Genomic DNA, 25,165 nt, shown 5'->3' on the forward strand with positions numbered 1-25,165 from the left:
CGCCGCCGTCCGTCCTTCCGGCCACACCCGCCCAAACGCCTGTGATGGAACGAATGAACGCTTCTGCCGAGCTGTTGAAGGAACTCCGTATCGACCGCAAATCGCCGCCGCCCGCCTCCGGCGGCGGTGGCGGTGGCCGCCGCTGGCTGTGGATCGCGATCATCGTGGTCGTGTTGTTGCTGGCCGCTGTCGGCTTCGCCCTGTTCGGGCGTACGCCGGCAGTGGACGTGGAAACCGCCCCCGCCGTGGCCATCCAGCAGGGCAGCGCCAGCAGTTCGGTGCTCGATGCCAGTGGCTACGTGGTCGCCCGGCGCATGGCCACGGTATCGGCCAAGATCACCGGCAAGGTGCGCGAGGTGATGATCGAGGAAGGCATGCGCGTGGAACAGGGCCAGATCATGGCCACCCTGGACCCGATCGATGCCGACGCGCAGCGCAGCCTGTATGCCTCGCAGCTGCAGGCCGCACGCAGCCAGGTGGCCGGCCTGGAAGCGCAGCAGAAGCAGGCGGCCGCTGAAGCCAGCCGCCTGCAGGCACTGGTCGGCCAGCAGCTGGTGTCGCGCTCGCAGTACGACCAGGCGGTGGCCCAGCGTGACAGCCTGCGTGCACAGCTGGACACCGCACAGCGCAACGTCAGGGTGGCCAACGACCAGCTGGCCATCGCCGATCTGGGCGTGGACAACAACATCGTGCGCGCGCCGTTCTCCGGCGTGGTCACTGCCAAGGCCGCGCAGCCCGGCGAAATCGTCTCGCCGCTGTCGGCGGGCGGTGGGTTCACCCGTACCGGCATCGGCACCATCGTCGACATGGACTCGCTGGAGATCGAAGTCGAGGTCGGCGAGGCCTTCATCGGCCGCGTGCAGCCGAAGATGCCGGTCGAAGCCACGCTCAACGCCTATCCGGAGTGGAAGATTCCGGGCGAGGTGATCGCCATCATCCCCACCGCCGACCGCGGCAAGGCCACGGTGAAGGTGCGCGTGGCGCTGAAGGTGAAGGACCCGCGCATCGTGCCGGAGATGGGCGTGCGCGTCAGCTTCCTGGAGCAGGCGCAGCCGCAGGCGGCCGCCAAACCGCAGGGCGTGCGCGTGCCGGCGGGCGCCGTGGTCCAGCGCGAGGGCGCCTCGGTTGCCTTCGTGCTGGGTGACGAAAGCCGCGTGCAGCAGCGCACGGTCGAGGCCGGCCAGGCGATGGGCAAGGACCGCCAGATCCTCAAGGGCGTGAGCGCAGGTGAATCGGTGGTGCTGAACCCGCCGGACAGCCTGCGCGATGGCGCCAAGGTGCAACAGAAACAAGCGCAGTAGCGGCCTGGCGCCCACGGGCGCCGCCGGCAGCACCGCTCGACGCACGCCTGCGGCCCCTGCCGTGGCGCTTCCCCGTTTCCCGCCTTCCGTGGAGAACCACCCATGTCGACCCTGGTTTCACTGCGCAACATCACCAAGACCTACCAGCGTGGCCCCGAGAAAGTGCAGGTGCTGCACGGCATCGACCTGGACATCGCCAGCGGCGACTTCGTCGCGCTGATGGGCCCGTCCGGCTCGGGCAAGACCACCCTGCTCAACCTGATCGGCGGCCTGGACAACCCCAGCGGCGGCGAGATCAGCATCGAGGGCGAGCGCATCGACCAGATGAGCGGCGGCCAGCTGTCGACCTGGCGCAGCCACCACGTCGGCTTCGTGTTCCAGTTCTACAACCTGATGCCGATGCTGACCGCGCAGAAGAACGTGGAACTGCCGCTACTGCTGACCCACCTCAATGCGGCGCAGCGCCGCCGCAACGCCGAGATCGCGCTGACCCTGGTCGGCCTGGCCGACCGCCGCAGCCACCGCCCGAATGAACTATCCGGCGGCCAGCAGCAGCGCGTGGCAATCGCGCGGGCGATCGTCTCCGACCCGACCTTCCTGATCTGCGACGAACCGACCGGCGACCTCGACCGCCAGTCCGCCGAGGAGATCCTCGGCCTGCTGCAGCAGCTCAACCGGGAGCATGGCAAGACCATCATCATGGTCACCCATGACCCGAAGGCCGCCGAGTACGCCACGCACACGGTGCACCTGGACAAGGGCGAGCTGGCCGACGCGCCGCTGGCCCACTGACGGAGGCCACGGCGATGAAATACTTCTCGTTGGTGTGGGCGCAGCTGTTCCGCAGCCGTACCCGCACGTTGCTGACCCTGCTCTCCGTGGTGGCCGCGTTCCTGCTGTTCGGCATGCTCGATTCGGTGCGCGTGGCATTCACCTCCGGCGGCAGCGTGGAAGGCGCCAACCGCCTGGTGGTCGCATCGCGGCTGTCGATCACCCAGTCGCTGCCGATCCGCCTGGAAGCCCAGGTGCGGCAGGTGGCCGGCGTGCGCGACGTGGCCTATGGCATGTGGTTCGGCGGCATCTACCAGGACCCGAAGAACTTCTTCCCGAACTTCTCGGTGTCCCCCAACTACTTCGATGTCTACCGCGAGCTGCAGATCGACCCGGCACAGCTGGAAGACTGGAAGCAGACCCGTACCGGCGCCATCGTCGGCGAAACCCTGGCCAAGCAGTTCGGCTGGAAGATCGGCGACACCATCCCGCTGCAGGCCACGATCTTCCCGCGTGGCGGCAGCAACGACTGGCCGCTGGTGCTCAAGGGCATCTACCGTTCCAAGGACCGTGCGCTGGCCGCCAACGAAGAACGCCAGTTGATGATGAACTGGAAGTACTTCGATGAATCCAACGACTACATCAAGAACCAGGTGAGCTGGTACACGGTAACGCTGGACAACCCGGACCACTCTTCGCGGGTGGCGCAGGCGATCGACGCGATCTCGGCCAACTCCGACCACGAGACCAAGACCCAGACCGAATCGGCGTTCCAGCAGGCCTTCGTCAAGCAGTTCGCGGATATCGGCATGATCGTCACCTCGATCATGGGCGCGGTGTTCTTCACCCTGCTGCTGTTGACAGGCAACACCATGGCGCAGGCCGTGCGCGAGCGCGTGCCGGAGCTGGCCACGCTGAAGACGCTGGGCTTCAAGGACAGCACCGTGCTGACCCTGGTGATGGTGGAATCGGTGCTGCTGATCGGCCTGGGCGGCCTGATCGGCATGGGCCTGGCCGCCCTGATCCTGCCGGCCATCGGCCCGAAGAGCATGGGCATGCTGCCGCCGCACGTGCCGACGCCAACCTGGCTGATGGGGCTGGGCCTGATCGTGGTGATCGGCATCATCGTCGGCCTGTTGCCGGCGCTGCGTGCCAAGCGCCTGAAGATCGTCGACGCACTGGCCGGTCGCTGAGGAGAACACAGACATGTTCAAGAGCAAACTCAAGAAGTGGCTGGGCAACGGCGTGACGGTGCTGCTGCTGGCGGTCGGCCTGGTGCTGTGGATCAGCCTGCCGTGGACCGGCGTGCTGGCCGTGACCGTGCTGGTGGCCCTGTGGCTGCTGCTGACCCGCGGGGGGCGACTGGCGCTGGCCGCCACCCGTATCGGCGTGGCCAGCCTGCCGCAGCGCTGGGGCGCGTCCTCGGTGATCGTGGTCGGCATCGCCGGCGTGGTCGGCGTGCTGGTGGCAATGCTGGCGATGGGCGAAGGCTTCCAGGCCACGCTCAACAACACCGGCGATGACACCACTGCCATCGTGCTGCGCGGTGGCTCGCAGGCCGAGACCAACTCGGTGATCACCCGCGAGCAGGTACCGATGCTGTCCACCCTGCCCGGCATCAGCCGCGATGCGCAGGGCCGGCCGCTGCTGTCGCCGGAGCTGTCGCAGGTGGTCAACCTGGTGTCGAAGTCCGATGGCACCGACGTCAACGCGCAGTTCCGCGGCGTGGGCCCGCAGGCATGGGCGGTGCATGACAAGGTCAGGATCGTCGAGGGGCGCAAGTTCGCCACTGGCCTGCGCGAGATCGTGGTCGGCCAGGGCGCCAAGGGCCAGTTCCGCGACATGGAGGTGGGCAGGACACTGACCCTGGGCAACCAGACCTGGACCGTGGTGGGTGTGTTCGCCACCGGCGATGCGCATGATTCGGAACTGTGGACCGACGCCGATACGCTGGCCACCACCTACCAGCGCAGCGCCTGGCAGTCGATCAGCGTGCGCACCGAGGGCAAGGCAGGCTTCGATCAGTTCAAGGCCGCCGTCGCCGCCGACCCGCGCCTGAAACTGGACGTGGAAACCACCCGCGTGTACTACAGCAAGCAGGGCGGCGGGCTGACCAAGTTGATCGACATCCTTGGCAAGGTGATCGGCACGATCATGGCGGTCGGTGCGGTGTTTGGCGCGCTCAACACCATGTATGCGGCCGTCGCCACGCGCGCCCGCGAAATCGCCACCATGCGTGCGATCGGCTTCCGCGGCCTGCCGGTGGTGACGGCGGTGATGCTGGAGACGATGCTGCTGGCGCTGCTCGGTGGCCTGCTCGGCTGTGCGGTGGCGTGGCTGCTGTTCAATGGCTACAGCGTGTCCACCATCGGCAGCAACTTCAGCGCAGTGGTGTTCAAGTTCCATGTGTCGCCGGAACTGCTGTGGACCGGCCTGAAATGGGCACTGGGCATCGGCCTGGTCGGCGGCCTGTTCCCGGCCCTGCGCGCGGCACGTTTGCCGATCACCACGGCGCTGCGCGAAACCTGAGCATCGCGCAGCGGTGGACTGCGCATCACGCAAGGGGACGGAGCGAAGGCTCCGTCCCTTTCACGTTGCCGAACTCAGAAATCCGCCGCCGCAGCATCAGACGGCGGGGCCGCGCGCGGCCAGATGCTGGCGAAGGACCTCCTCGGGCGGATACGCCGTGCCCAGCGCGTGCTGCTCGCCTGTGTGCCGGTCGACGAAGATCGGCCCATTGCCGGCCAATGCATCCGAGATTTCGCCGGATTGCAGGTAGCGCAGCGACTGGAAGCAGAACAGCCAGCCTTCGACCACTTCGTGCTCATGCGTGATGGCAACCGGCTCATCGTCGCTGGCAAGTGCAGCCTCCACGCGACGGCGTGCTTCTTCAAGCTGGATCATTCCTTCCTCTCCTGCCTTCGATGACAAGGCGAAGAGCATTTCATGCGGGCAGGTGCATCACAACGGCTGCGCGCCTGCATACAAGCGCGTACTGCGACGCGTTGTCGCAACCACTCAAGCGTGCCAGCTTCGTGCCGCTATCGATGCCTCTGCCCATCGCAAACGCAGCGCGCGTGACGCTGCGCACAGCGCACCTGTGGATTGTTGGTTGCGATTCATTTTCGCGCACGTCCAGCGGCGCCGAGACAAACAGTTACGAATGGAAACATTCTAGAATCGCGCCCCCCACGTTGGTTTGCAGCACCCCACGCGCCCATAGAACGGGCGCTTGTTTTTACTGAAACACGAGATTTCACGGATGTCCCTGAAAACCAATCCGCTGCGCAACGCGATCGTCATCGCGCTGGCCGCCAGCTGCACCACCCCCGCCTTCGCACAGAGCGCCGGCGATACCCCGACCAACCTCGACCGCATCGAAATCACCGGCTCGCGCATCCGCCAGGCCAGTGTCGAAACCGCACAGCCGGTAGTCGCGCTCAACCGCGCCGAGATCGAGAAGAAGGGCTACGTCAACGTCGCTGACATCCTGCAGGACATTCCTGCCGCCGGTGCGCCGAGCATGAGCCGCGCCTCGTCGCTGACCTCCTCGCGCGACTTCGGCGGCATGTACGTCAGCCTGCGCAACCTGGGCCCGGAACGCAGCCTGGTGCTGATCGACGGCCGCCGCATGGGCGTCAGCGCCGGCGGTTACTCCGACCTGGCCTCGATCCCGTCGTCCATCGTCGAGCGCGTGGAAGTGCTGACCGACGGCGCCTCCGCGCTGTACGGCTCCGATGCCATCGCCGGCGTGGTCAACATCATCACCCGCAAGAATTTCGATGGTGGCGAAGCCAGCGTCTATGTCGGCCAGTACGGCCAGGGTGACGGCCAGAAGCGCGCCTACAGCGCGACCTTCGGCAAGACCTTCGAGCGCGGCTGGTTCAGCGTGGGTGCCGAGCGCACCAAGGAAGATGAGGTGCTGGGCAAGGACCGCGAGTTCAGCCGTTACACCAACGGCCCGCGCCACCCCAACGATGGCCTCAATGGCAACACCCCGTGGGGCTACGTCACCGTCGGTGGCAAGAACCTGACGGTGGGCCCGGGCGGCGACCCGGGCAAGGCCGGCAATTTCCATGCGCCGGACCCGGCTGATGGTGCAAACACCAAGTCGAACATGAGCCTGCTGACAGGCCTGGAACGCACCTCGGTGTTCGCCAACGGTGGCTTCTCGATCACCGACAACCTGCGCATCGTCGCCGACGCGTTGTACAGCAAGCGCGAGTCGACCAAGCACCTGGCCGGTTACCCGTACTCGGTCAGCGCCGCGCAGGCCCGCAATGGCAGCCGTGCCGCCCTGTCCAAGGACAGCGCGTTCAACCTGTGGGGCCAGGATGCGCTGTTCGCGCACCGTACCGAGGAACTGCCGCGCGGCACCGAGAACAACCTGGAAACCAAGCGCGCCAGCATTGGTCTGGAAGGCAGCTTCGAAACCGGTTCGCGGTACTGGGACTGGAACGTCAACTACATGTACAACCGCAACGAAGGCGAGCGCATCGGTACCGGCAGCATGTACCAGCCGCACGTCAACCTGGCCGTCGGCCCGTCCTTCATGGACGGCAACGTGGCCCGCTGCGGTGCGCCGGGCGCGGTGATCGCCGGCTGCGTGCCGTGGAACCCGGCCGCCCCGATGGGTTACACCGGCCCCGGCTCGCTGAGCAACCAGGACGTGCAGGACTACCTGTTCACCCGCTTCGTCGACAAGATGCAGAGCACCACCAAGGTCGCCAGCGGCAACATCTCCGGCTCGCTGCTCACCCTGCCGGCCGGCGACATCCTGGCCGCGATGGGCTTCGAGCACCGCAGCGAAGAAGCCAGCTACACTCCGGACACGATGGTGCAGAAGGGCGAGATCGCCGGCACCAGCGGCCAGCCGACCCGCGGCAACTACTCGCTCAACGAGGTCTACCTGGAGCTGCAGGTGCCGCTGCTGGCCGACCTGCCGTTCGCCCGCGAACTGTCGCTGGACATGGCCGGCCGCTACTCGGACTACAACAACTTCGGTTCGACCACCAACAGCAAGTTCGGCCTGAAGTGGAAGCCGATCGACAGCCTGCTGGTGCGCGCCACCTACGGCACCGGCTTCCGTGCGCCGACCGTGGATGACCTGTACGGCGGCACCGTCAGCAGCCGCGACTCGTTCACCGATCCGTGCGATACCTCCTTCGGTACCGCCGCCACCAGCCCGACCGTCGCTGCCCGCTGCCAGGCGCTGAAGGTGCCGGCCAACTTCCGCCAGCTCAACAGCGATGGCAGCGTGGCCACCAAGCCCGGCCAGCAGGCCACCACCGATTTCAGCTCGGGTTCCAACCCGGGCCTGAAGCCGGAAACCGCCAAGACCTGGACCGTCGGCCTGGTCTACAGCCCGGACTTCGTGCAGGGCCTGGACGTCAGCCTGGACTGGTGGAAGATCCGCATCGACAACGCCATCGTCGGTGAGTCGGCCACCAACATCCTGGAACAGTGCTACGTGCAGGGTTCGGATGCCGCCTGCGGCCGCTTCACCCGTGGCAGCAACGGCCAGGTCAACTCGCTGGACCGCTCGCTGGTCAACGCGGGCTACCGCGAAACCGCCGGCTATGACATCAACGTGCGCTACCGCCTGCCGGAAACCGCGTTCGGCAAGTTCGCCGTCAACTGGAACACCACCTACACCGACTACCTGGAGCAGCGCAACGACAGCGCCGCCACCACCCCGGTGGAACAGCGTACCGGTTGGGCCGGCGACTTCCGCGTGCGCTCCACCTTCAACCTGGATTGGCAGTACGGCGACCTCGGCATCGGCTGGACCGCGCGCTACTACTCCAGCATGAAGGAGAAGTGCTCGTACATGGATGAGTGCAACCTGCCGGGCTTCAACTCGTCGTACACCAGCGCGTCGCCGACCAACAAGGTGGGCTCCAACACCTTCCACGACCTGCAGGTGCGTTACAGCCTGCCGTGGGATGGCACCGTGTCGCTGGGCGTGAACAACGTGTTCAACCACCAGGGTCCGATCATGTACAGCCAGCCGAACAGCAGCTTCACCTACTACGGTGGCTTCGACATCGGCCGCTTCATGTACATGAAGTACCAGCAGCGCTTCTAAGCCTGCAACCGCGTTCCCGCCACGGCCATCCCTCTCTCCTGGCCGTGGACGGAAGCAGAACGGCGCCCCTCGGGGCGCCGTTCTTTTTTGGGTGGAAGCGGGTCGGATCCCTTCGCCCTGCGAAGGGCTCTGACCCCAGGCGACGGATAGAACAGGGTCAGAGCCCTCCGCGTTGCGGAGGGATCCGACCCCGCAGCCCCGCCGGCGCTAGCGCTTGGCGCGCATCGTGCGGATGTTGTCGCCGACGAACAGGATCAGGCCGGCCCAGATCGCGGCAAAGCCGATCGCCTTGGCGGTATCGAACGCTTCGTGGAAGAAGAACACGCCCAGCAGCAGCTGCAGGCTCGGTGCGATGTACTGCAGGATGCCGACCAGCGACAGCGGAATGCGCTTCACGCCGTAGGCAAAGCCGATCAGCGGTACGGCGGTGACTGCGCCACCGAAGATCAGCAGCAGGTCGTTGCGCCAGCCCCAGCCATGGAAGAACGCACCGCCATGGCCGTTTTCCGCCCAGATCGCGAAGGCCAGCGCCGGCAGGAACAGGTACATGCTTTCCACGCCCAGGCCGGCCACCGGGTCGACCGAGACCAGCTTGCGCAACAGCCCATACAGGCCGAACGAACAAGCCAGGCCGAGCGCGATCCACGGCGGTGTGCCGGCGTCGATGGTCAGCCAGGCCACGCCCACCGCCGCCATCGCCACCGCCACCCATTGCAGGCGGCGCAGGCGTTCCTTCAGCACCAGCACGCCCAGCAGCACGTTCACCAGCGGGTTGATGAAGTAGCCCAGGCTGGTCTCGATGACATGGCCGGCGTTGACCGCCCAGATGTACAGGCCCCAGTTGAAGGCGATGGTCAGGCTCGACACCAGCAGGATCGGCAGCGCGCGCGGCTGCGCGGCGATCTTCTGCCACCAGCCCAGGCGCGAGCTGATCAGCAGCCAGCCCAGCACCAGCACGGTGCTCCAGATGATGCGGTGGGCGATGATCTGGAACGAAGGCACCTCGTTGAGCAGGTGCCAGTACACCGGCACCAGGCCCCAGATCACGAAGGTGGACGCGGTGACCAGCAGGCCCCGGCGTTGTTCTTTCTCGTCCATGCTCATCTCTTTCGCGTCCTTGCCATCGTCAGTACCACCACACCCAGGAGAATCACCGCCATCGCCAGCAGGTCGCGCCAGCCGAAGCGCTCACCGTTGAGCAGCGCGCCGAGCAGCACCGCGATCACCGGATTGACGTACGCATAGCTGCCGGCCAGCGCCGGGCGCACGTTCTGCAGCAGCCACACGTAGGCAGTGAACGCGACGATGGAGCCGAACACGCACAGGTAGGCCATCGCCAGCAGGCCACCGGTATCGGGCAGCGTGCTCGGGCGCTCGCCGACCGCCAGGCCGATCAGCACCAGCAGCACGCCACCGCAGATCATCTGCCCGGCCGCGGTCATGAACGGGCCCGGCAGGTCCAGCCCGCGTGCCCACACCGAACCGAACGCCCAGCCGATCGGCGCGATCAGCAGCAGCACCAGCCCGGTCGGCGAGGCGGTCAGGCTGCTGCCGGCATTGAGCCAGACCACACCGAGGAAGCCGATGGCGATGCCCAGCCACTCACCGCGGCTGGCATGCTGCCCGCGCAGCGCCGAGAACAGCGCCATCCACAGCGGCACCGAGGCCACCGCGGTGGCGGCCAGGCCCGAGGACACCTCGCGCTCGGCCAGCACCACCATGCCGTTGCCCAGCACCAGCATGGTCACGCCCATGATGACCAGGTTGCGCCATTGCCGCAGGGTCGGGTTCGGCAGCTTCCAGAACAGGCGCAGCGCCAGGAACATCAGGCCGCCGGCAATGATGAAGCGGCTGCCGGAGACCATCGTCAGCGGCAGTGCGCCGCCGTGCAGGGCCTTGGCGATGCCCAGGTAGGTCGAGCCCCAGACCACGTAGACCAGCAGCAGTGCCAGCGCGACAAGGCCACCCCGGGGGGCAGCCGCAGACGAAGAGGGGGGAGCCGACATGACACACCAGGGAGCCGGGGGAAGGCGGATTCTAGGACGTTTTGAGTATGGTCCGGGACCCCATGCGGTGGCACGCTGTCATCCATCCATGCACCCTGCTCTGGTCTGCTACCCCGTGTTGACGGTCGATGCAGTACCAAGAGGGCTGCCCGGCCGCGCCGCCCCAAGGCCGGGCGCCGTTTTCCCTGCGCACGGACGCGCCGCATCGAGGATTCCCACCCAGATGAGCACCACGCCCCAACCTGCTGTCCCCGCGAACGACCGCGCCGCCCTGCGGCGGTCGATCTCCAACACCCTCAAAGGCTCCGCCGGCAACCTGGTGGAGTGGTACGACGTCTACGTGTACTCGGTGTTCGCCGTGTACTTCGAATCGCAGTTCTTCTCGCCCGACGACAAGAACTCCACGATGTACGTGTGGGCGATCTTCGCCGCGACCTTCCTGATGCGCCCGATCGGCGCCTGGTTCTTCGGCCGCTTCGCCGACCGCCATGGCCGCCGCCTGGCGCTGACCGTCTCGGTCACGTTGATGGCGCTGTGCTCGTTCCTGATCGCCATCACCCCCACCGCAGCCAGCATCGGCATCTGGGCCGCGGTCATCCTGCTGTTCGCACGGCTGCTGCAGGGCTTCGCCACCGGTGGCGAGTACGGCGCCAGCGCCACCTACATGTCCGAAGCCGCCATTCCCGGCCGCCGCGGCTTCCTGTCGTCCTTCCACTACGTCACCCTGGTTGGCGGCCACGTGCTGGCCCAGCTGACCCTGCTGCTGATGCTGACCTTCTGGGGCAAGCCGGAAATCTCCGAGTGGGGCTGGCGCATCGCCTTCGGCATCGGCGGCATCGCCGCGGTGGTGGTGTTCTGGCTGCGCCGTGGCATGGACGAGTCGCTGTCGGAGTCGTCCATCGAGGCCGCGCGCGAGGGCAAGGCGCAGAAGTCCGGCTCGATGTACGAGCTGTTCGTGCACCAGTGGCGACCGCTGCTGCTGTGCTTCCTGATCACCGCCGGCGGCACCGTGGCCTTCTACACCTACTCGGTGAACGGCCCGAAGATGATCCAGAGCGCCTTCGCCGGCAACGATCCGATGACCGGCACCCTGATCAACCTGGGCGTGCTGGCCTTCCTGATGGTGCTGCAGCCGGTCGGTGGCTGGCTGTCGGACATCATCGGCCGCAAAACCCTGCTGGTGTTCTTCGGCGTCGGCGGCGTGCTGTACAGCTGGTACCTGATCACCCAGCTGCCGCACCAGCATGACGCCACCCTGGCCTTCCTGACCCTGGCGCTGGCGTTCGTCATCCTCACCGGCTACACCTCCATCAATGCGGTGGTAAAGGCCGAACTGTTCCCCACCCATGTGCGTGCACTGGGCGTGGGCCTGGGCTATGCGCTGGCCAACTCGCTGTTCGGCGGCACCGCCCCGCTGCTGTACCAGGGCGCGCTGAAGACCGGCCACGTCGATTGGTTCGCCCTCTACGTGACTGCCACGATCGCGGTATCGTTGGTGGTCTATGTGTTCTTCCTCACCAACAAGGGCCCGAACTGGCTCGACGGCACCCGCAAGTAAGCGCGTTGCCCTGATCGCGGCCACCGGTGCAATGCCGGTGGCCGCTGCGTCTCCCGCTCCTCCACTGATGTGGATCACGGTGACGCTGGCCGCAGCCACGGCACTGGCCTGGCTGCTGCGCCGCCCCAGCGCACAGGCCGCATGGCCACGCATCGGTTTCGGGATCGCCCTGCTGCTGTTCTGCGCCGCACTGGCGCTGCAGCTGGCAGTGGACCTGGGCAGCGGCCACAGCTCGCTGCAACTGCGCCTGCATCGCGGCGTCAACGGCGGATCGCTGGTCGGCCTGCGCACGATGGTGGCGTGCTATCTGGCAGCGCTCGCCGCCAGCGGCTGGGGCGCGTGGAAGCTGCTGCGCCGGCGCTGACGAACACCCGGTCGTGCCGCCCGCTGGCCGACACCTCCACATTCTTTCGGTCGTGCCGGCCGCTGGCCGGCAACTCAACATTCCTTTGGTAGTGCCGGCCGCTGGCCGGCAACGCCACCTTCTTTCGGTAGTGCCGGCCGCTGGCCGGCAACGCCACCTTCTTTCGGTAGTGCCGGCCGCTGGCCGGCAACCTCATGAACCTCCGGAAATAGCAGGCAGTTGCCGGCCAGCGGCCGGCACTACCTCAGCGGCGGGCCGCTTCGCTCTTGTCGCGCGCGCCGCGGAACTCCGATTCCTTTTCCCACGTCGGCCAGCGGCGGCTGTTGGCCAGCTCCGCGCCCAGATCGTAGACCAGCAGGGTATCGGCAGCGTGGCCGCTCGGGTCCCAGCTCGGCGTCCAGGCATCGCAGGCCTGGTGGTAGCAATCGGCGAAGTACTTCTCGCGCAGCGCGCGGCCGGCTTCAACCCCACCGTCCAGCTTGTCCAGGCCCGGGCCGATGGTGATTGCCGGCACGCCCAGGCGGGCGAAGGCGAAGTGGTCAGCGCGGTAGAAGAAGCCCGCTTCCAGGTTCGGGTCCGGGCTGTAGCTGCGGCCGCGGGCCTTGGCCACGCGTTCCAGGTCGCCTTCCAGCGAGACCCGGCCGTTGCCCCACGACGCGATGTCGCGGGTCGGGCCATCCGGGCTGAACATTTCGATGTTCAGCACCGCGGCGGTCTTGTCCAGCGGCGCCAGCGGGTGCGCGGCGTAGTAGCTGGCGCCCAGCAGGCCCTTCTCTTCGGCGGTCAGCGCCACGAAGTACAGCGTGCGCTGCGGCTGCGGGCCGGCGGCGAACACCCGGCCCAGTTCCAGCACCGTGGCCACGCCGGTGGCGTTGTCGATCGCACCGCGGCGGATGCGGTCCCCCTTGGCGTCGGGCTGGCCGATGCCGAACGCATCCCAGTGCGCAGAGAAGATCACCGCCTCGTCGCCATGCTCGCCACCGGGCAGCTTGGCCACCACGTTGCGGGTCACCACCTGCTCGCGCTTCAGCGCGAAGTCCACGCTCAGCTTGGCGTTGTCCAGTGCCACAGGACGGAAGTCGGCGCGCATCGCCTTGCGCTTCTCGGCATCGAAGTCGAGGCCGGCGTCGGCGAAGATCGCCTCGGCCAGCTCGCGCTGCATCCAGCCACGCAGCGGCGTGTGCTGCGCCATCGCCTCGTCCTGGCCGCGCTCGATGTCGAACAGCGGCGATGTGCCCGAGCTCTTCACCGTGGCCCAGCCGTAGGCGGCCGGCGCGGTCTCGTGCACGATCAGCACGCCTTCGGCACCACGGCGTGCGGCTTCCTCGAACTTGTAGGTCCAGCGGCCGTAGTAGGTCACCGCCTTGCCGTCGAATGCGCCCGGTGCATCGGCTTCGAAATCGGCATCGTTGATCAGTACCACGGCGATCTTGCCGTGCAGGTCCACGTCCTTGTAGTCGTTCCACTGGCGTTCCGGCGCATCGATGCCATAGCCGACGAACACCAGCGGCGCATTCCTGATCTGCACGCGCTTGCGCGGCTGCAGGCTCTGCAGGGTCACGTCCACGCCATTGGCCAGCGCACGCTTGCCCTGCTTCAGCGACAGGCTGGCCTTGGCCGGGCCGTCCAGCTGCGCGCGCACCAACGGGACCGGCTGCACCCAGCTGCCATCCACGCCGCCGGGCTGCAGGCCGTAGCTGCGGAACTGCTCGATCAGGTACTGCACCGTGCGCTCTTCACCCTCGGTGGCCGGCGCGCGGCCCTCGAATTCATCCGACGCCAGAACGCGCACATGGCGCGACAGCGCCTGCGGATCGATGCCGCCACCCGGCAGGTCGTTGGCCGCATGGGCAAGGCCACCGACGAACAGGCAGGACGACAGCAGCAACACGCGCATCGGATTCACGGCAGTACCACGGCTAGCTTGGAAGTCACCAGAGTGTAACGTGGTCGTGACATCACGGCGCGGCTTGGGCCCGCGTCATCCACGCAGGGCGTGGATCTACCTGCTGATGCGATCCAGCCAGCAGGCCAGGCCCTGTGCGTTGAGCTCGATATCCATCGCCAGCACGGTGGTCACTGCCGCATCGTCCAGCGCACAGCCATGCAGCTGTGCACGTTCCAGATACAGCGCCTGCAACGCGGCCAACAGGCAACGATGGCGGTCCGGTCGACCGTCGCACTGGCGGCCGATGGCGGCCATCGCATCGATCTGCTCGAACAGGTCGCCGGCCAGTTTCTCCGCCTGTTCCACACGACCGTAGTGGGTCAGGTACATCGCCTGCGGGCCGTAGCCCAGCATGCGCTGGATCGAGGCCTTCATCGCCTCCGGGTCGAACTGCACCGGCGAGGAGGTCGGGAAGATGAAAGCGCCCTGCACGCTGTCCAGCTCGCGGTAGGAGATACCGAAGGTATCGCCGGTGAACCAGCTGCGGCTGCGCGCATCCCATACGCAATAGTGATGCAGCGCGTGACCCGGCGTGTGCAGCAGCACCAGCTCGCGGCCGGCCAGATCGATGCGGTGGCCGTCTTCGGCCACCACCACGCGCGACTCCGGAATCGCCTCGATGCGGCCATAGCTGCGCGCGATCTCGTCGGCGCCATACACCGCCGTGGCACCGGCGATCAGCCGGGTCGGGTCGATCATGTGCGGCGCACCGCGCGGGTGCAGCACCGCCTTTGCGTTGGGCAGCTGCTGCATCAGCAGGCCGGCGCCGCCGGCGTGGTCCAGGTGCACGTGCGTGAGCAGCAACCAGTCCACCGCTTCCACGCCCAGGCCGGCATCCGCCAGCGCCTGCAGCATCGCCGGCACGGACAGGCCGGTGCCGCAGTCGACGAACGCGGCGCGGCCGTTTTCAACGATCAGGTAAGCCGCGTCGAAGTCCGGGCGCTGGAAGCCGGTATCGATGGTGTGGATGCTGGGGTCGGCGGTCATCGGCACGCACCTGGCAGGATCGGGAACAGACGCCCATGGTAGGCGCGCAGGCGGCCCGGGTTCGATGCGGCTTTGGTCGGGTAGTGCCGGCCGCTGGCCGGCAAACCTCGGCGCAGCCCGTTGAATGCAGTTGCCGGCCAGCGGCCGGCACTACCGGTCCAGCCAGCGCGGTCGCAGCAGCAACGCCAGCACCAGCACCGCCAGGAACGCGCCGTAGGCGTACAGCACCGCCAGCACCTGCGGCCAGATCGGGCCGGCGCCGGGTTGCACCACGCCGATGCGGTAGCCCCACAGCATCGACACAATGCTCAGCGCGAACGCCAGTACCAGGGTGGTGCCATCGAACAGGCGCCGCCGCGCGCTACGCGGCTGGCGCGGGAACAGCCAGTACAGGCTGCCCAGCAGCAGGAACCAGGGCAGGAACAGCAGCAGCGACAACCAGGCCATCGCAGACTCCATGTCATCGCGCCGGCGGCGCGTGGACATCATGCCATGGGTGCTGTGCCACGGTCGTGCCGGCGGGGGCGTCCCTGTAGAGCCGAGCCCATGCTCGGCTGCGTTGCTACCCAGCCGAGCACGGGCTCGGCTCTACAGGGGCGGAGCAAAGTCGAGCATGGCTCGACTCTACAAAGGGCAGGCAGGCCCGGCGATCAGGCCGCTTCGCGCAACACGGCCAGCGCGGCCAGCACGGCGTCCACCTCGGCGTCCAGCTTGAACAGCTCGCTCTGCAGCTGGTCGCCCTGCTCGGCCTGCTTGATCACGGCAATCAGCTGGCCGGCATCACGCGGCGAATCGAAGCCTTCGCTCTGGATCAGCAGCGTGCCGTCGCCGGCGGTCAGCTTGAAGTAGAACCGGCCGTCCTTCTCGCGGTACTGCTTGAACTGCGGCGGCGCCACGCGGGCCACGCCGGCATCTTCGCTGGCGATGTTGCCCGCCGTGGACAGGTCGCGCAGGCCCACGGCGTGGCGCAGTTCTTCCAGCAGCGGTGCCGCCAATTGCTCGCGCAGCTGCTGCCCACGGCGCTTGAGCAGCGCTTCGATCTTCTCCGGCTCGGCCATCAGCGCGTTGTAGCGCTCGCGCAGCGGCGACAGTTCACTGTCGATGCGCTCGAACAGCTGCTGCTTGGCGTCGCCCCAGCTGATGCCGGCAGCGAACGCCTTGGCGAACTCTGCGGTCTGTTCCGGCGTGGCGAACGCCTGGTACATCTGGAACAGCGCCGAGCCTTCGGTGTCCTTCGGCTCACCCGGTGCGCGCGAGTCGGTCAGGATCGAGAACACCAGCTTCTTCAGCTCCTCGCGCGGCACGAACAGCGGAATGGTGTTGTGGTAGCTCTTGCTCATCTTGCGGCCATCCAGGCCGGCCAGCGTCGCCACCTGCTCATCGATCACCACGTCCGGCAGCGGGAAGTACTCCTTGCCGTACACGTGGTTGAAGCGCTGGGCGAAATCGCGCGCCATCTCGATGTGTTGGATCTGGTCACGGCCCACCGGCACCTGGTTGGCCTTGAAGATCAGGATATCGGCGGCCATCAGCACTGGGTACATGAACAGGCCGGCGCTGACGCCTGCGTCCTCGTCCACGCCTTCCTCGCGGTTCTTGTCCACTGCCGCCTTGTAGGCGTGCGCCCGGTTGAGGATGCCCTTGCTGGCGATGGCGGTCAGGAACCACATCAGCTCGGTGGTCTCGCGGATGTCGCTCTGGCGGTAGAACCACACATGTTCCGGGTCCAGGCCGCAGGCCAGCCAGCTGGCCGCGATCTCCAGGGTCGCGCGCTGGGTGCGCTGCGGGTCCTGCGACTTGATCAGGCTGTGCAGGTCGGCCAGGAAGAAGAAGCTCTCGATCCCCGGCGCGCGGCTGGCGGCGATGGCCGGACGGATGGCGCCAACGTAGTTGCCCAGGTGGGGCGTGCCGGAGGGGGTGATGCCGGTAAGGACTCGGGTCGTCATGACTGCGTGGGGTAACCTTCGATGAACGGGGCCAGTTTACCTTGCACGCCACCAACCCCGTCAGGGCCTGCGGCGCGTTCATTCACCCAACCCCGCTGGAGACGCCCGATGAAACGCCTGCTGCCCCTGCTGCTGATCCTGCCCCTGGCCGGCTTCCGCCCGGCGCCACCTCCGCCACCGGCCTACGAAGGCGGCCCGGTGCGCATGACCCTGGTCGACCGCGACCGTGGCACCGAACTGCGCAGCTACCCCGCCGAGGGCCAGCGCTGGGTGGCCGGCGAGCGCGGCCACCGCTACGCCGTGCGCCTGTACAACGACAGCCCGCGCCGGGTGCTGGTGGTGCTGTCGGTGGACGGCGTCAACGCCATCTCCGGCGAGGATGCCGATCCCTCGCAGACCGGCTACGTGCTCAGCCCCGGCCAGCGCGCCGACATCACCGGCTGGCGCAAGAGCCAGGACGAAGTGGCGCAGTTCGTGTTCAGCAGCCCCAGCGGCAGCTATGCCAGCCGCACCGGCCGCCCGGACAACATCGGCGTTGTGGGCGTGGCGGTGTTCGAAGAGGCACGTCGCTGGCGCCCCGAGCCGATCCTGCGCCGTGGCCTGCCGCTGCCGGCCCCGGCGGCCGAAGCGGCGGCCGATGCCAGTGCCAGTGCCAGTGCCAGCCGCATCGAAGGCTACGCCAGCAAGTCGCAGGCCCCAGCGCTGGGTACCGGCCACGGTGCGCGCGAGCAGTCCTCGGTGCGCGATACCGACTTCGAGCGCGCCAGCCGCAGCCCCGCACAGGTATTGCAGCTGCGCTACGACAGCGCCCGCAACCTGCGTGCGCGCGGCATCCTGGTGGATTCGCCCTCGCGCCTGCCGCGCGAACCGCAGGCGTTCCCCAACCGCTACGTGCCGGACCCGCCGACGCGCTGATCGTCCCGCGCAGACAACACGACGCCCGCAACCTCACGGTGCGGGCGTCGTGTTGTGGGGGAAACCGAAGCGCTTACTTGTAGTCCGGGTAGTCCTTGCTCACCGCGTCCTGGAACTCGCGCACTTCCTTCTCCGCACGGTCCTTGGCCCAGCCATAACGTTCCTGCAGGCGACCGGCCAGATACTCGGCATTACCTTCGGCCACATCGAAGTCGTCGTTGGTCAGATCGCCCCACTTGGCCTGGGCCTTGCCCTTCAGCTGCGACCACTTGCCGGAAATGATGTCTTTGTTCATTGCTGGGAGTCCTTGGTTGCAACGGCGTTCTTACCGTGGCTCCAGCTTCGCGCAGCGGCTGTTGAGTACCGGTCAACCGGCAATGAAATACATGCTCACCTGCTTGAATGGTTCACTCCGCTTCGACAGCCATGCGGCAAACAGCGCGCACAAAAAAGGCCGGGAAGATTCCCGGCCTTTTCGCTTTCCAATCCGCGCCGGGCTCACTTGCCCTTGGCGGCGTCCTCAACTTTTTCACCGGCCTTCTGCACGTCCTTGCCGGCACCGGCAACGGTATTGCAACCGGCCAGCAGGGCCACCGAGAACATCGACAACAGCATCAGGGCAACTACGCGCTTCATGGGCTTCTCCTTGGGTTCGCCGCTACACCGCTTCATTCGCGGATGGGGTTCTGTCGCTCGGCGGGAGGGCACACTGCCACCGCCGCCGCGTGAAGTGCAATCTGGCGGCAGCGGCGTGGAGCGGGTGTGAACGGATCGGCGATCCGTTCAGGCCAGGCCCTCAGTCGCGCATCAGGGTGGACTTGCCGAACAGGCTTTCGACCAGGTCCACGGCCAGTTCGGCGGTGGCATTCTGCTTGTCCAGCAAGGGGTTGAGCTCGACGATGTCCAGCGATCCCATGCGCCCGGTGTCGGCGATCATCTCCATCACCAGCTGCGCCTCGCGGTAGTTCACCCCACCCGGCACCGTGGTGCCCACGCCCGGCGCGATGCTCGGGTCGAGGAAGTCCACGTCGAAGCTGACATGCAGGTGGGTGTTCTCATCGATGCCGGCCAGCGCCGCCTCCACCGCGCGCTTCATGCCGTTCTCATCGATGTAGCGCATGTCGTACACATCCACCTTGTGGGTCTTGATCAGGCGCTTCTCCTCCGGGTCCACCGAGCGGATGCCGATCTGGTGCATCTGCGCCGGGGTGATCGCCGGTGCGCTGCCGCCCAGGTGGGTCAGCGCCTCCGGGCCGAGGCCGCACAGGCAGGCCACCGGCATGCCGTGGATGTTGCCCGACGGGGTGACATCGCTGGTGTTGAAATCCGAGTGCGCATCCAGCCACAGCACGCGCAGGGTCTTGCCCTGCTCGCGGCACCAGCGCGAGACGGCGGTGATCGAACCGATCCCCAGGCAGTGGTCGCCGCCGAGCATGATGGGCATGCGGCCGGCCTGCAGCTCGGCGTAGCTGGCTTCCATCAATGCGTGGTTCCAGGCCACCACCTCATCGAGGTGGCGATAGCCTTGCACCGGCGCGGTCCACGGGTTGCGCGGGCCATCCAGGTTGCCCACGTCACGAACGTCCACACCGCGCGCCTCCAGCGCCTCCGGCAGGCCCGCCACGCGCAGCGCCTCCGGCCCCAGCCGTGCACCGCGATGGCCCGCACCGACATCGGTGGGAACGCCAATCAGAGATACGGAGATGGGATGGGCCATGGGTGCCTCCTGCGGTGGGAAAAAAGAAGCACAGTCTAGCCAGAGCTGTGTGACACCACTCGCGGCGGTGCAGCAGGGCAATACCCGGATCGCCGCGAGCACAAAGGCGCCCCCGTCAGGGATTCCAGCGCTGAGCGGTCAGGAACCCGCCCTTCCTTGATCCACTTCACACCCGAGTCGGCATCGCCTCTTACCCACGGCGGTCCTTGTGTCCACCCTGCGTCGGCACCCGGACGGTGCGGCTTCATTTCCCCAACCCTGGAGAACGACGCAAATGAAACATGCACTCAATGGATTTGCGGTACTGGCAATTGCCCTGGGCGGACTGTTTCCGGCAGCTGCCAATGCCTCCTCGCAACGCATCACGCATACGGTGACCACCGACGCGTATCCCATGCAGACGGCGAGCGCACGCCAGGTGCTCGACTGGGTGGCGCAGCGGGTAAAGCCGTCGTTCGCCCCACAGAGCTACGGCAACGTACAGGTGGAACGGCGTGCGTTCTCCGTAGGGCGCGCGTCTGCACGCTCGGATGAATCGATTCCCGGCAAGCTGCCGGAGCAGGGCATTCCCGGTGAGATCTACCGGGTGGAGAACCTGCTTCCCGACGGCTCCCTGCAGACGTGGGAATTCACCTGGGTGGAACCCTCGTCCGGCCATGGCGGCGGCTGGGATGTCACCGGGTACACCTACAAGAAGGGAAATGACCCGGTAAACCAGCAGTAACGGGACGGGGGCAACGCGTGCCGCATTGCCCCCTTCAGACACGCGGCCGACGGCGGGTTTGCCGCCGCGGCACCTCAACCGCCGCGGCGACGAACCGGCGTCAGGCTCTGCACCTGGCCGTTGTTGCGCATCATGCACAGGAAGCGGCCATCGGGATAATCGATGATCAGTTCCTGGTAATCGCTGCCCACCGGCATCTGGGTCACCAGCGTGCCCTGCGCGCCCTTGCGCATGTTGCAGGAACCCAGCGCGGTATCGCCCGCCGGCGCGCTGTACGCCACCTTGGACACATTGTGGAACACCGCCCGGCACCCGCCGTTCACCCATACCGAGTGCCGCGACAGGCCCCAGTTCTGCCCTTGTTCGCAGCGGGTGTGGCTCAGCTGGCGCACCATCTCCACGTTGCCGCGCGTATCCATGTCGCACGACACCTGCTGCTGGCCGGTGGATTCGCAGGTCACCTCGCGTGGCAGCGCCGCATCGTTGTCTTCATCGTGGCGACGGCGGTCGCGATGCTCTGCCGGCGCGGGCGTTCCGCTGGCACTGACCTGGCAGATGCCATTGGCGCCGCCACGGCCGGTATAGCTGATCTGCGGCGTGCCATCGTCGCTGCGGCTGATCGACAACGTGATGCCACTGCTGGCATCGCGCGCTTCGACGTAGCGGTCGTTGAAGCGTTTCAGCGCCGCCTCGCGGCCCTGCACGTAAACGGGGCCGGCTTCGTCGGCGTGCACATCGATACCGCCCGGGCAGCTGGCGTTGAAGAACGGCACCGCGGCCATGGCCGGGGCCACGAAAGCGGTGGACACCAGTGCGACGGTGAGCGACAGGGCATGGCGACGCATGTGCGGATCCCGAAGGGGCCCAGGGTGGGCGTGTAGCGGCAGTATGCGGTGGGGCGCTGCGGCCTGTCCGTGAGGACTATCAAGAACCCGGCGGCGCGCGCGGGGATTCAGGTCTGATACGGTGTTCCTGGAGCCCTGCCGGGGCGGTTAAGCCAGCTTTACGTCGTGGGCCGCGATGGGCCGTGCGACAGCAATGGCGCAGCCGGATGTATCGTGGTTCGCGGCACTGCGCGAACTGTCGCTTCTGGCATTGCACTGCTCGAAACAGGCCAAACGCGATAATTCATTTTTCCTTTCAGATCACCCGATGCCATCGAAACAAACGACTGGCAGGCGGTGATTTCGCATGCGCATGATGAATTGCCACCTTCAGCGGGGTGGCCGGGATTTCCAACCCGAAGACTGAAAGCTGTATACGCTTGCCAGCCGGCGTCGACTTCTCAAAAGCGGCGCCGGCTGGCAATCCGTTCGCCGATCGACGGCGGGCGGTGCGTGGGGGCCTCGTGCCCACCGGCTCATTCAGTCCCGGGATTGGAAACCACGTATCGCCCGCCACCCTTCTCCGGTGGCACCTCTGTTCCTGACGAGGATGCCCGCATGTCCAGAACCCACCACCCCTACCTGACCGCCACCCTGGGCGAGGCCGCCCTGCGCCTGCCGCCCGAACTGGCGCAGCCGTTGGAAGCCGCTTTCGCCGCCGCCAACGAGGCAGCCGCGCCGATCAATCTTCCCAGCTGCCTGCAGCGCATCCGCGCCGGTGATGCCGCCGATGGACAGCCGTGGACGGGGCCCGCCAGCACACCCGGCCAGGCCGTGGCCGCCGCACGCCGGGATCGCGCTGCGGTGGGTCTGGTGTCGTTGTTGGAGCTGTATCACGCCGCCGAACGCGTGCGCGTGGACGGGGAAGAGAAGGACGATATCGGCGATGGCACGCGCGAAGGACTGATGCTGGCCTGCCGGGGGCTGGCGGAGTATGTGGCGTTGCAGGTGCGTAGCTGAGGCTGCGGCGGTCGCAGTGTCTGTGCGGCGTTGATCGATGGATTTGCCCACGTCATGCATTGAGCTGGCTCAGCGGGTTGGGGCGAGAAAACTGGCGAAAGGCGGTTCCTTCATTTTCGTTCCACCGCCTTCGACCGACGCGGTGCCGACGCATCATGATCGGCGCATGCGCTTATGCCGCGCTGGCGTGCAATCGCACACCCAGGGCCCGGGTCACCTTCAGGATGGTCGCGAAATCAGGGCTGCGCTCACCGGACAGTGCGCGGTAAAGACTCTCGCGCGACAGGCCCGCCGCGCGCGCAACCTTGCTCATACCCTGAGCGCGCGCGATGTCGCCGAGCGCCTTGGCGATGAACGCGGAATCGCCGTCGCTTTCGTCGATGCAGGCGTCGAGATAGGCGGCCATTTCTTCGGGTGTCCGAAGATGTTCGGCCACATTAAATGCTTTGAGTTCGACTTTTTTCTTAGTGGCCATGATGGAACAGCTCCAGTACTTCGGTATTGATTCGTTTCGACTACAGCCGGTTCGAAGCTCACAGGGCAAATGCAATCTCCCTGGCCTTTTCGATATCGCGTTGCTGTGAGCTTTTGTCACCTCCGACCAAAAGAATCAGCAACTGCCTGCCGCGCTGGGTGTAGTACAGGCGGTAGCCCGGCCCTGCATCGATACGCAGTTCGGAAATACCGTCCCCCAGATAGCGGTGATCACCCGGCTGGCCTTCGGCGAGCCGACCGATGCGAGCCAGGATGCGAGCGCGTGCAGTTACGTCCTTGAGAGCGTCAATCCATGTCGCGAACTGACGGGTACGCTGGATCTTCATGGAGGACTGTAGCCTACCGGCTACAGTCTTTCAACTATCGGATTGCCCGCATGGAGGTGTGCTCGGCCTTCCGTCTGATGTTTCCTCCCTCGCAGCTGACGCCCCGTTTTTCAAACTGGAAAGTGGAACCGGGTGCGTTTTCAGTAGCTCATTTTTCACGGGAACCCGATCCGTACTCACAAAACGCTGTGCTAGATTCAAGAGCGTGACATTGGCGCGAGAGATGCTTTCATGGATGCGTGGGTCGAGAAATGCGATTCTTCATCAAAACGCGGACGTCGGCGCCGCCTCTGGATCGCAGCGCGTCGTCGCCTCGCGATCGTTATTCCGGCGCTTGTGCTGACAGCATGTTCGAGCGCCGCGACGTCGCCCCCATCAGATCATGTGAATCAAAGACAGGCCATCAAATCAGGGAGTGAAGCTGGTATGGAGCGATTCAAGAACAGCATCGAGCGATTGTCCAATGTGCGTTTTGGCGATATCGATGCATTGAACGAACAGCTTCACACGCATCTTGGAAAACCGGCTCGGCAGGGCCTGAGAGACGAGCGAACCGCAGAACGTGGAATGTTGGGCGGCCTTGAAGTTCGGAACATCACACTGAGAAGTGCTGTCGATAATCCTGCGCAGGCGAAGCTGACCTTCGATGTCGCGCCACCGAGCGTCGCGCTCAAAGAAGTCATCTGGGAGGGAACGGCGCAGTATCCACCTCGGCCTGATGCCCCTGACTCCCTCCCTTACTGGACCGCGCCGGTCAACGGTGCTGAGGTTGTACTCACTCTGGCCCCTGACAATGCGACATTGACCCACGTATTGATCAGTCAGCGTTGACCCCCTGGGCAGGAGCTCGAACATGGAACGTACTGAAGACTCTGAACTGCCGCAGCCGCAGGAGGGGCCTCGCCCAGGACCCGTACGTCGGCCGGAGTCCCCGTTGGCTGACCCTTCGTTGGCGCCGCTTCTGGCGAAATCCCCAACACTTCGGGCGGGTCTCGCACAGGCCGAGCGCGACGATGTGGATGTTGTCTGGGGACAAGCCGGTAGGGGCACCTATCTTGTTCCCGGTGAGAAGATCGTTATTGACGAGAACGCCGTTGGGCAAGGCCCCAGAATCGCGCGCTCTCTTTCCCATGAAGTGGGGCACCATCTCTTCACTGAACGTCCCGATCCGACGTCCAAGCAATCCTATGTAAACACCCTGCTACGCGGAGAAGCAGCTGCGACGCTCAGTAATGTCCAGGTCCAGCGTGAACTCATTGCAGCTGGTGGGCCGGACATTGGTGTGTCCGGCACGGGTAATCGTCCACAACAGTATGGAGCTATTGCCGTTGAACTCCAGGCCGGGCGGATCAATCGAAACCAAGCGCTTGGACAGATCGCTGAAGTGTTCAAAACAGAGGCTCCTTCTGTTGGTCCTCATGCGACATACGAGCTTTACTATGGCGCGCACTATGATCAGCACATAGGACCCACGCAGCGTCGACGTAGGCCCGAGCCAGAACTTGACGCCGAGCGCACTTCGGCTGCGGAAAGAGTCGCCGTGGTCGCCGACGACTCACTTTCGCTGCAACGAGCTACCTTCTCAGTAGCTGAACTCTGCGATGCTGACCGTTCTCTCTATAAGCAGATAAGAGCGGGTGTGGAACGCCTGGATGCCGAGAGCGGGAAGCAGTGGGATGAGTCGAGTCAACGCATGTCCGCGAGTTTGCTGGTGCTCGCGAAGGAGCAAGGGCTTTCAAGAGTTGACCACGTTGTAGTGAACAACCCGACAGAGTCCCTTGCACGTGGCGAGAGAGTATTCATCGTCGAGGGAGCGATGGACGATCCTGCCCAACGCCGTGGAACCATGAATACGATGGACGCGCTCCGCGCGCCTGAAGCAGAGTCACTTCATCGCGCTGATTCATTGGCAGCAAATCTTGAACAGCAGTCAGCGCAGCAGGTCCATGCGCAGGACGGACCATCATTCTCAAGGTAGTACTGCCGAGGCACCGGGTGTACCGCCTTTCGAACCACTGGGCGAGTACCTGGAGCAGCGCAAAGAGGCACTGACTCATGGGGATGGTGCCGCTTATCCGAATCGAACGGATGACCTACTGTTTACAAGACAGTTGCTCTACCAACTGAGCTAAAGCGGCATGAGTGGTGCACCGGCGGCATCGCCGTGGTCCGGGG

Annotated in this window: 25 protein-coding genes and 1 tRNA gene; 12 read left to right on the plus strand and 14 right to left on the minus strand. The window is 66.0% G+C overall.

Annotated elements, in window-relative coordinates; all coding sequences use genetic code 11:
* Nucleotides 1–53: 53 nt before the first annotated feature.
* The 4 genes from AC5P98_RS14955 (at nucleotide 54) to AC5P98_RS14970 (ending at nucleotide 4,601) form a co-directional block, all read left to right on the plus strand.
* Nucleotides 54–1,301, plus strand: coding sequence for an efflux RND transporter periplasmic adaptor subunit (locus tag AC5P98_RS14955; protein ID WP_495230085.1), 1,248 nt, complete (start codon nucleotides 54–56; stop codon nucleotides 1,299–1,301).
* A 102-nt stretch (nucleotides 1,302–1,403) separates the two neighbouring features.
* Nucleotides 1,404–2,093, plus strand: a complete 690-nt coding sequence (locus tag AC5P98_RS14960; protein WP_004137569.1) for an ABC transporter ATP-binding protein — start codon at nucleotides 1,404–1,406, stop codon at nucleotides 2,091–2,093.
* Between the two features lie 14 nt (nucleotides 2,094–2,107).
* A complete protein-coding gene (locus AC5P98_RS14965) occupies nucleotides 2,108–3,265 on the plus strand; it encodes an ABC transporter permease (RefSeq protein ID WP_014035671.1) in 1,158 nt (385 codons plus the stop codon).
* Between the two features lie 13 nt (nucleotides 3,266–3,278).
* Complete coding sequence (locus AC5P98_RS14970) at nucleotides 3,279–4,601, plus strand: ABC transporter permease (RefSeq protein WP_032956233.1); 1,323 nt, start codon at nucleotides 3,279–3,281, stop codon at nucleotides 4,599–4,601.
* Between the two features lie 96 nt (nucleotides 4,602–4,697).
* Here AC5P98_RS14970 and AC5P98_RS14975 read toward each other — a convergent pair whose 3' ends face one another.
* Nucleotides 4,698–4,976 carry a YrhB domain-containing protein gene (locus AC5P98_RS14975; RefSeq protein WP_019661820.1) on the minus strand — a complete coding sequence of 93 codons (279 nt, stop codon included), beginning with the start codon at nucleotides 4,974–4,976 and terminating at the stop codon, nucleotides 4,698–4,700.
* A 358-nt stretch (nucleotides 4,977–5,334) separates the two neighbouring features.
* Here AC5P98_RS14975 and AC5P98_RS14980 point away from each other — a divergent pair, with 358 nt between their 5' ends.
* Entirely contained in the window at nucleotides 5,335–8,160 is a 2,826-nt protein-coding gene (locus AC5P98_RS14980; RefSeq protein WP_032956237.1) for a TonB-dependent receptor, read from the plus strand.
* A gap of 207 nt (nucleotides 8,161–8,367) precedes the next feature.
* On the opposite strand, the gene rarD is transcribed toward AC5P98_RS14980, so the two are convergent.
* Entirely contained in the window at nucleotides 8,368–9,264 is an 897-nt protein-coding gene (gene rarD / locus AC5P98_RS14985) for an EamA family transporter RarD (protein ID WP_014645638.1), read from the minus strand.
* Nucleotides 9,261–10,166, minus strand: coding sequence for a drug/metabolite exporter YedA (gene yedA, locus AC5P98_RS14990; RefSeq protein WP_049404006.1), 906 nt, complete (start codon nucleotides 10,164–10,166; stop codon nucleotides 9,261–9,263). The genes rarD and yedA overlap by 4 nt, the downstream gene beginning before the upstream one ends.
* Nucleotides 10,167–10,389: 223 nt before the next feature.
* Between yedA and AC5P98_RS14995 the strand changes: the two genes are divergently transcribed.
* Nucleotides 10,390–11,724, plus strand: coding sequence for an MFS transporter (locus AC5P98_RS14995; RefSeq protein WP_014645636.1), 1,335 nt, complete (start codon nucleotides 10,390–10,392; stop codon nucleotides 11,722–11,724).
* A gap of 67 nt (nucleotides 11,725–11,791) precedes the next feature.
* On the plus strand, nucleotides 11,792–12,088 hold the full coding sequence (locus AC5P98_RS15000) for a hypothetical protein (protein ID WP_495230115.1): 297 nt from the start codon (nucleotides 11,792–11,794) through the stop codon (nucleotides 12,086–12,088).
* Nucleotides 12,089–12,332: 244 nt separating this feature from the next.
* Here the strand turns inward: AC5P98_RS15000 and AC5P98_RS15005 are convergent, their stop codons facing one another.
* The 4 genes from AC5P98_RS15005 to AC5P98_RS15020 form a co-directional block, all read right to left on the minus strand.
* Complete coding sequence (locus AC5P98_RS15005) at nucleotides 12,333–13,985, minus strand: M28 family metallopeptidase (protein WP_049404009.1); 1,653 nt, start codon at nucleotides 13,983–13,985, stop codon at nucleotides 12,333–12,335.
* 105 nt (nucleotides 13,986–14,090) lie between these two features.
* Nucleotides 14,091–15,023, minus strand: coding sequence for an MBL fold metallo-hydrolase (locus AC5P98_RS15010; protein WP_049404011.1), 933 nt, complete (start codon nucleotides 15,021–15,023; stop codon nucleotides 14,091–14,093).
* Nucleotides 15,024–15,173: 150 nt separating this feature from the next.
* Nucleotides 15,174–15,470 carry a hypothetical protein gene (locus AC5P98_RS15015; RefSeq protein ID WP_014645632.1) on the minus strand — a complete coding sequence of 99 codons (297 nt, stop codon included), beginning with the start codon at nucleotides 15,468–15,470 and terminating at the stop codon, nucleotides 15,174–15,176.
* 203 nt (nucleotides 15,471–15,673) lie between these two features.
* On the minus strand, nucleotides 15,674–16,969 hold the full coding sequence (locus AC5P98_RS15020) for a tryptophan--tRNA ligase (RefSeq protein WP_014645631.1): 1,296 nt from the start codon (nucleotides 16,967–16,969) through the stop codon (nucleotides 15,674–15,676).
* A gap of 108 nt (nucleotides 16,970–17,077) precedes the next feature.
* Between AC5P98_RS15020 and AC5P98_RS15025 the strand changes: the two genes are divergently transcribed.
* Nucleotides 17,078–17,884: a hypothetical protein gene (locus AC5P98_RS15025; protein ID WP_049403869.1), complete on the plus strand. Its 807-nt coding sequence runs from the start codon at nucleotides 17,078–17,080 to the stop codon at nucleotides 17,882–17,884.
* Nucleotides 17,885–17,957: 73 nt separating this feature from the next.
* Here the strand turns inward: AC5P98_RS15025 and AC5P98_RS15030 are convergent, their stop codons facing one another.
* The 3 genes from AC5P98_RS15030 to rocF all read right to left on the minus strand — a co-directional run bounded on the left by AC5P98_RS15030 (nucleotide 17,958) and on the right by rocF (nucleotide 19,601).
* Nucleotides 17,958–18,179: a CsbD family protein gene (locus AC5P98_RS15030; protein ID WP_004153772.1), complete on the minus strand. Its 222-nt coding sequence runs from the start codon at nucleotides 18,177–18,179 to the stop codon at nucleotides 17,958–17,960.
* A gap of 203 nt (nucleotides 18,180–18,382) precedes the next feature.
* On the minus strand, nucleotides 18,383–18,520 hold the full coding sequence (locus AC5P98_RS15035; RefSeq protein ID WP_014035659.1) for an entericidin A/B family lipoprotein: 138 nt from the start codon (nucleotides 18,518–18,520) through the stop codon (nucleotides 18,383–18,385).
* Between the two features lie 160 nt (nucleotides 18,521–18,680).
* A complete protein-coding gene (gene rocF, locus AC5P98_RS15040) occupies nucleotides 18,681–19,601 on the minus strand; it encodes an arginase (protein ID WP_049403863.1) in 921 nt (306 codons plus the stop codon).
* A gap of 274 nt (nucleotides 19,602–19,875) precedes the next feature.
* Here rocF and AC5P98_RS15045 point away from each other — a divergent pair, with 274 nt between their 5' ends.
* Complete coding sequence (locus AC5P98_RS15045; protein WP_495230086.1) at nucleotides 19,876–20,325, plus strand: hypothetical protein; 450 nt, start codon at nucleotides 19,876–19,878, stop codon at nucleotides 20,323–20,325.
* Nucleotides 20,326–20,399: 74 nt separating this feature from the next.
* On the opposite strand, the gene AC5P98_RS15050 is transcribed toward AC5P98_RS15045, so the two are convergent.
* Entirely contained in the window at nucleotides 20,400–21,170 is a 771-nt protein-coding gene (locus AC5P98_RS15050) for a DUF3011 domain-containing protein (RefSeq protein ID WP_049403861.1), read from the minus strand.
* A gap of 597 nt (nucleotides 21,171–21,767) precedes the next feature.
* On the opposite strand from AC5P98_RS15050, the gene AC5P98_RS15055 reads away from it, so the two are divergent.
* Entirely contained in the window at nucleotides 21,768–22,169 is a 402-nt protein-coding gene (locus tag AC5P98_RS15055) for a hypothetical protein (protein WP_049403859.1), read from the plus strand.
* Nucleotides 22,170–22,341: 172 nt separating this feature from the next.
* Here AC5P98_RS15055 and AC5P98_RS15060 read toward each other — a convergent pair whose 3' ends face one another.
* Nucleotides 22,342–22,644 carry an addiction module antidote protein gene (locus tag AC5P98_RS15060; RefSeq protein WP_049403857.1) on the minus strand — a complete coding sequence of 101 codons (303 nt, stop codon included), beginning with the start codon at nucleotides 22,642–22,644 and terminating at the stop codon, nucleotides 22,342–22,344.
* A gap of 58 nt (nucleotides 22,645–22,702) precedes the next feature.
* Nucleotides 22,703–22,990, minus strand: a complete 288-nt coding sequence (locus AC5P98_RS15065) for a type II toxin-antitoxin system RelE/ParE family toxin (RefSeq protein WP_049403856.1) — start codon at nucleotides 22,988–22,990, stop codon at nucleotides 22,703–22,705.
* Between the two features lie 231 nt (nucleotides 22,991–23,221).
* Here AC5P98_RS15065 and AC5P98_RS15070 point away from each other — a divergent pair, with 231 nt between their 5' ends.
* Nucleotides 23,222–23,821, plus strand: a complete 600-nt coding sequence (locus tag AC5P98_RS15070; RefSeq protein WP_141098883.1) for a hypothetical protein — start codon at nucleotides 23,222–23,224, stop codon at nucleotides 23,819–23,821.
* A 103-nt stretch (nucleotides 23,822–23,924) separates the two neighbouring features.
* Complete coding sequence (locus AC5P98_RS15075) at nucleotides 23,925–24,968, plus strand: XVIPCD domain-containing protein (RefSeq protein WP_234413122.1); 1,044 nt, start codon at nucleotides 23,925–23,927, stop codon at nucleotides 24,966–24,968.
* An 84-nt stretch (nucleotides 24,969–25,052) separates the two neighbouring features.
* Here AC5P98_RS15075 and AC5P98_RS15080 read toward each other — a convergent pair.
* Nucleotides 25,053–25,128 (minus strand) — tRNA-Thr (locus AC5P98_RS15080).
* Nucleotides 25,129–25,165 lie beyond the last annotated feature (37 nt).

The sequence above is a fragment of the Stenotrophomonas sp. YJH_SMC_135 genome (assembly GCF_059372355.1).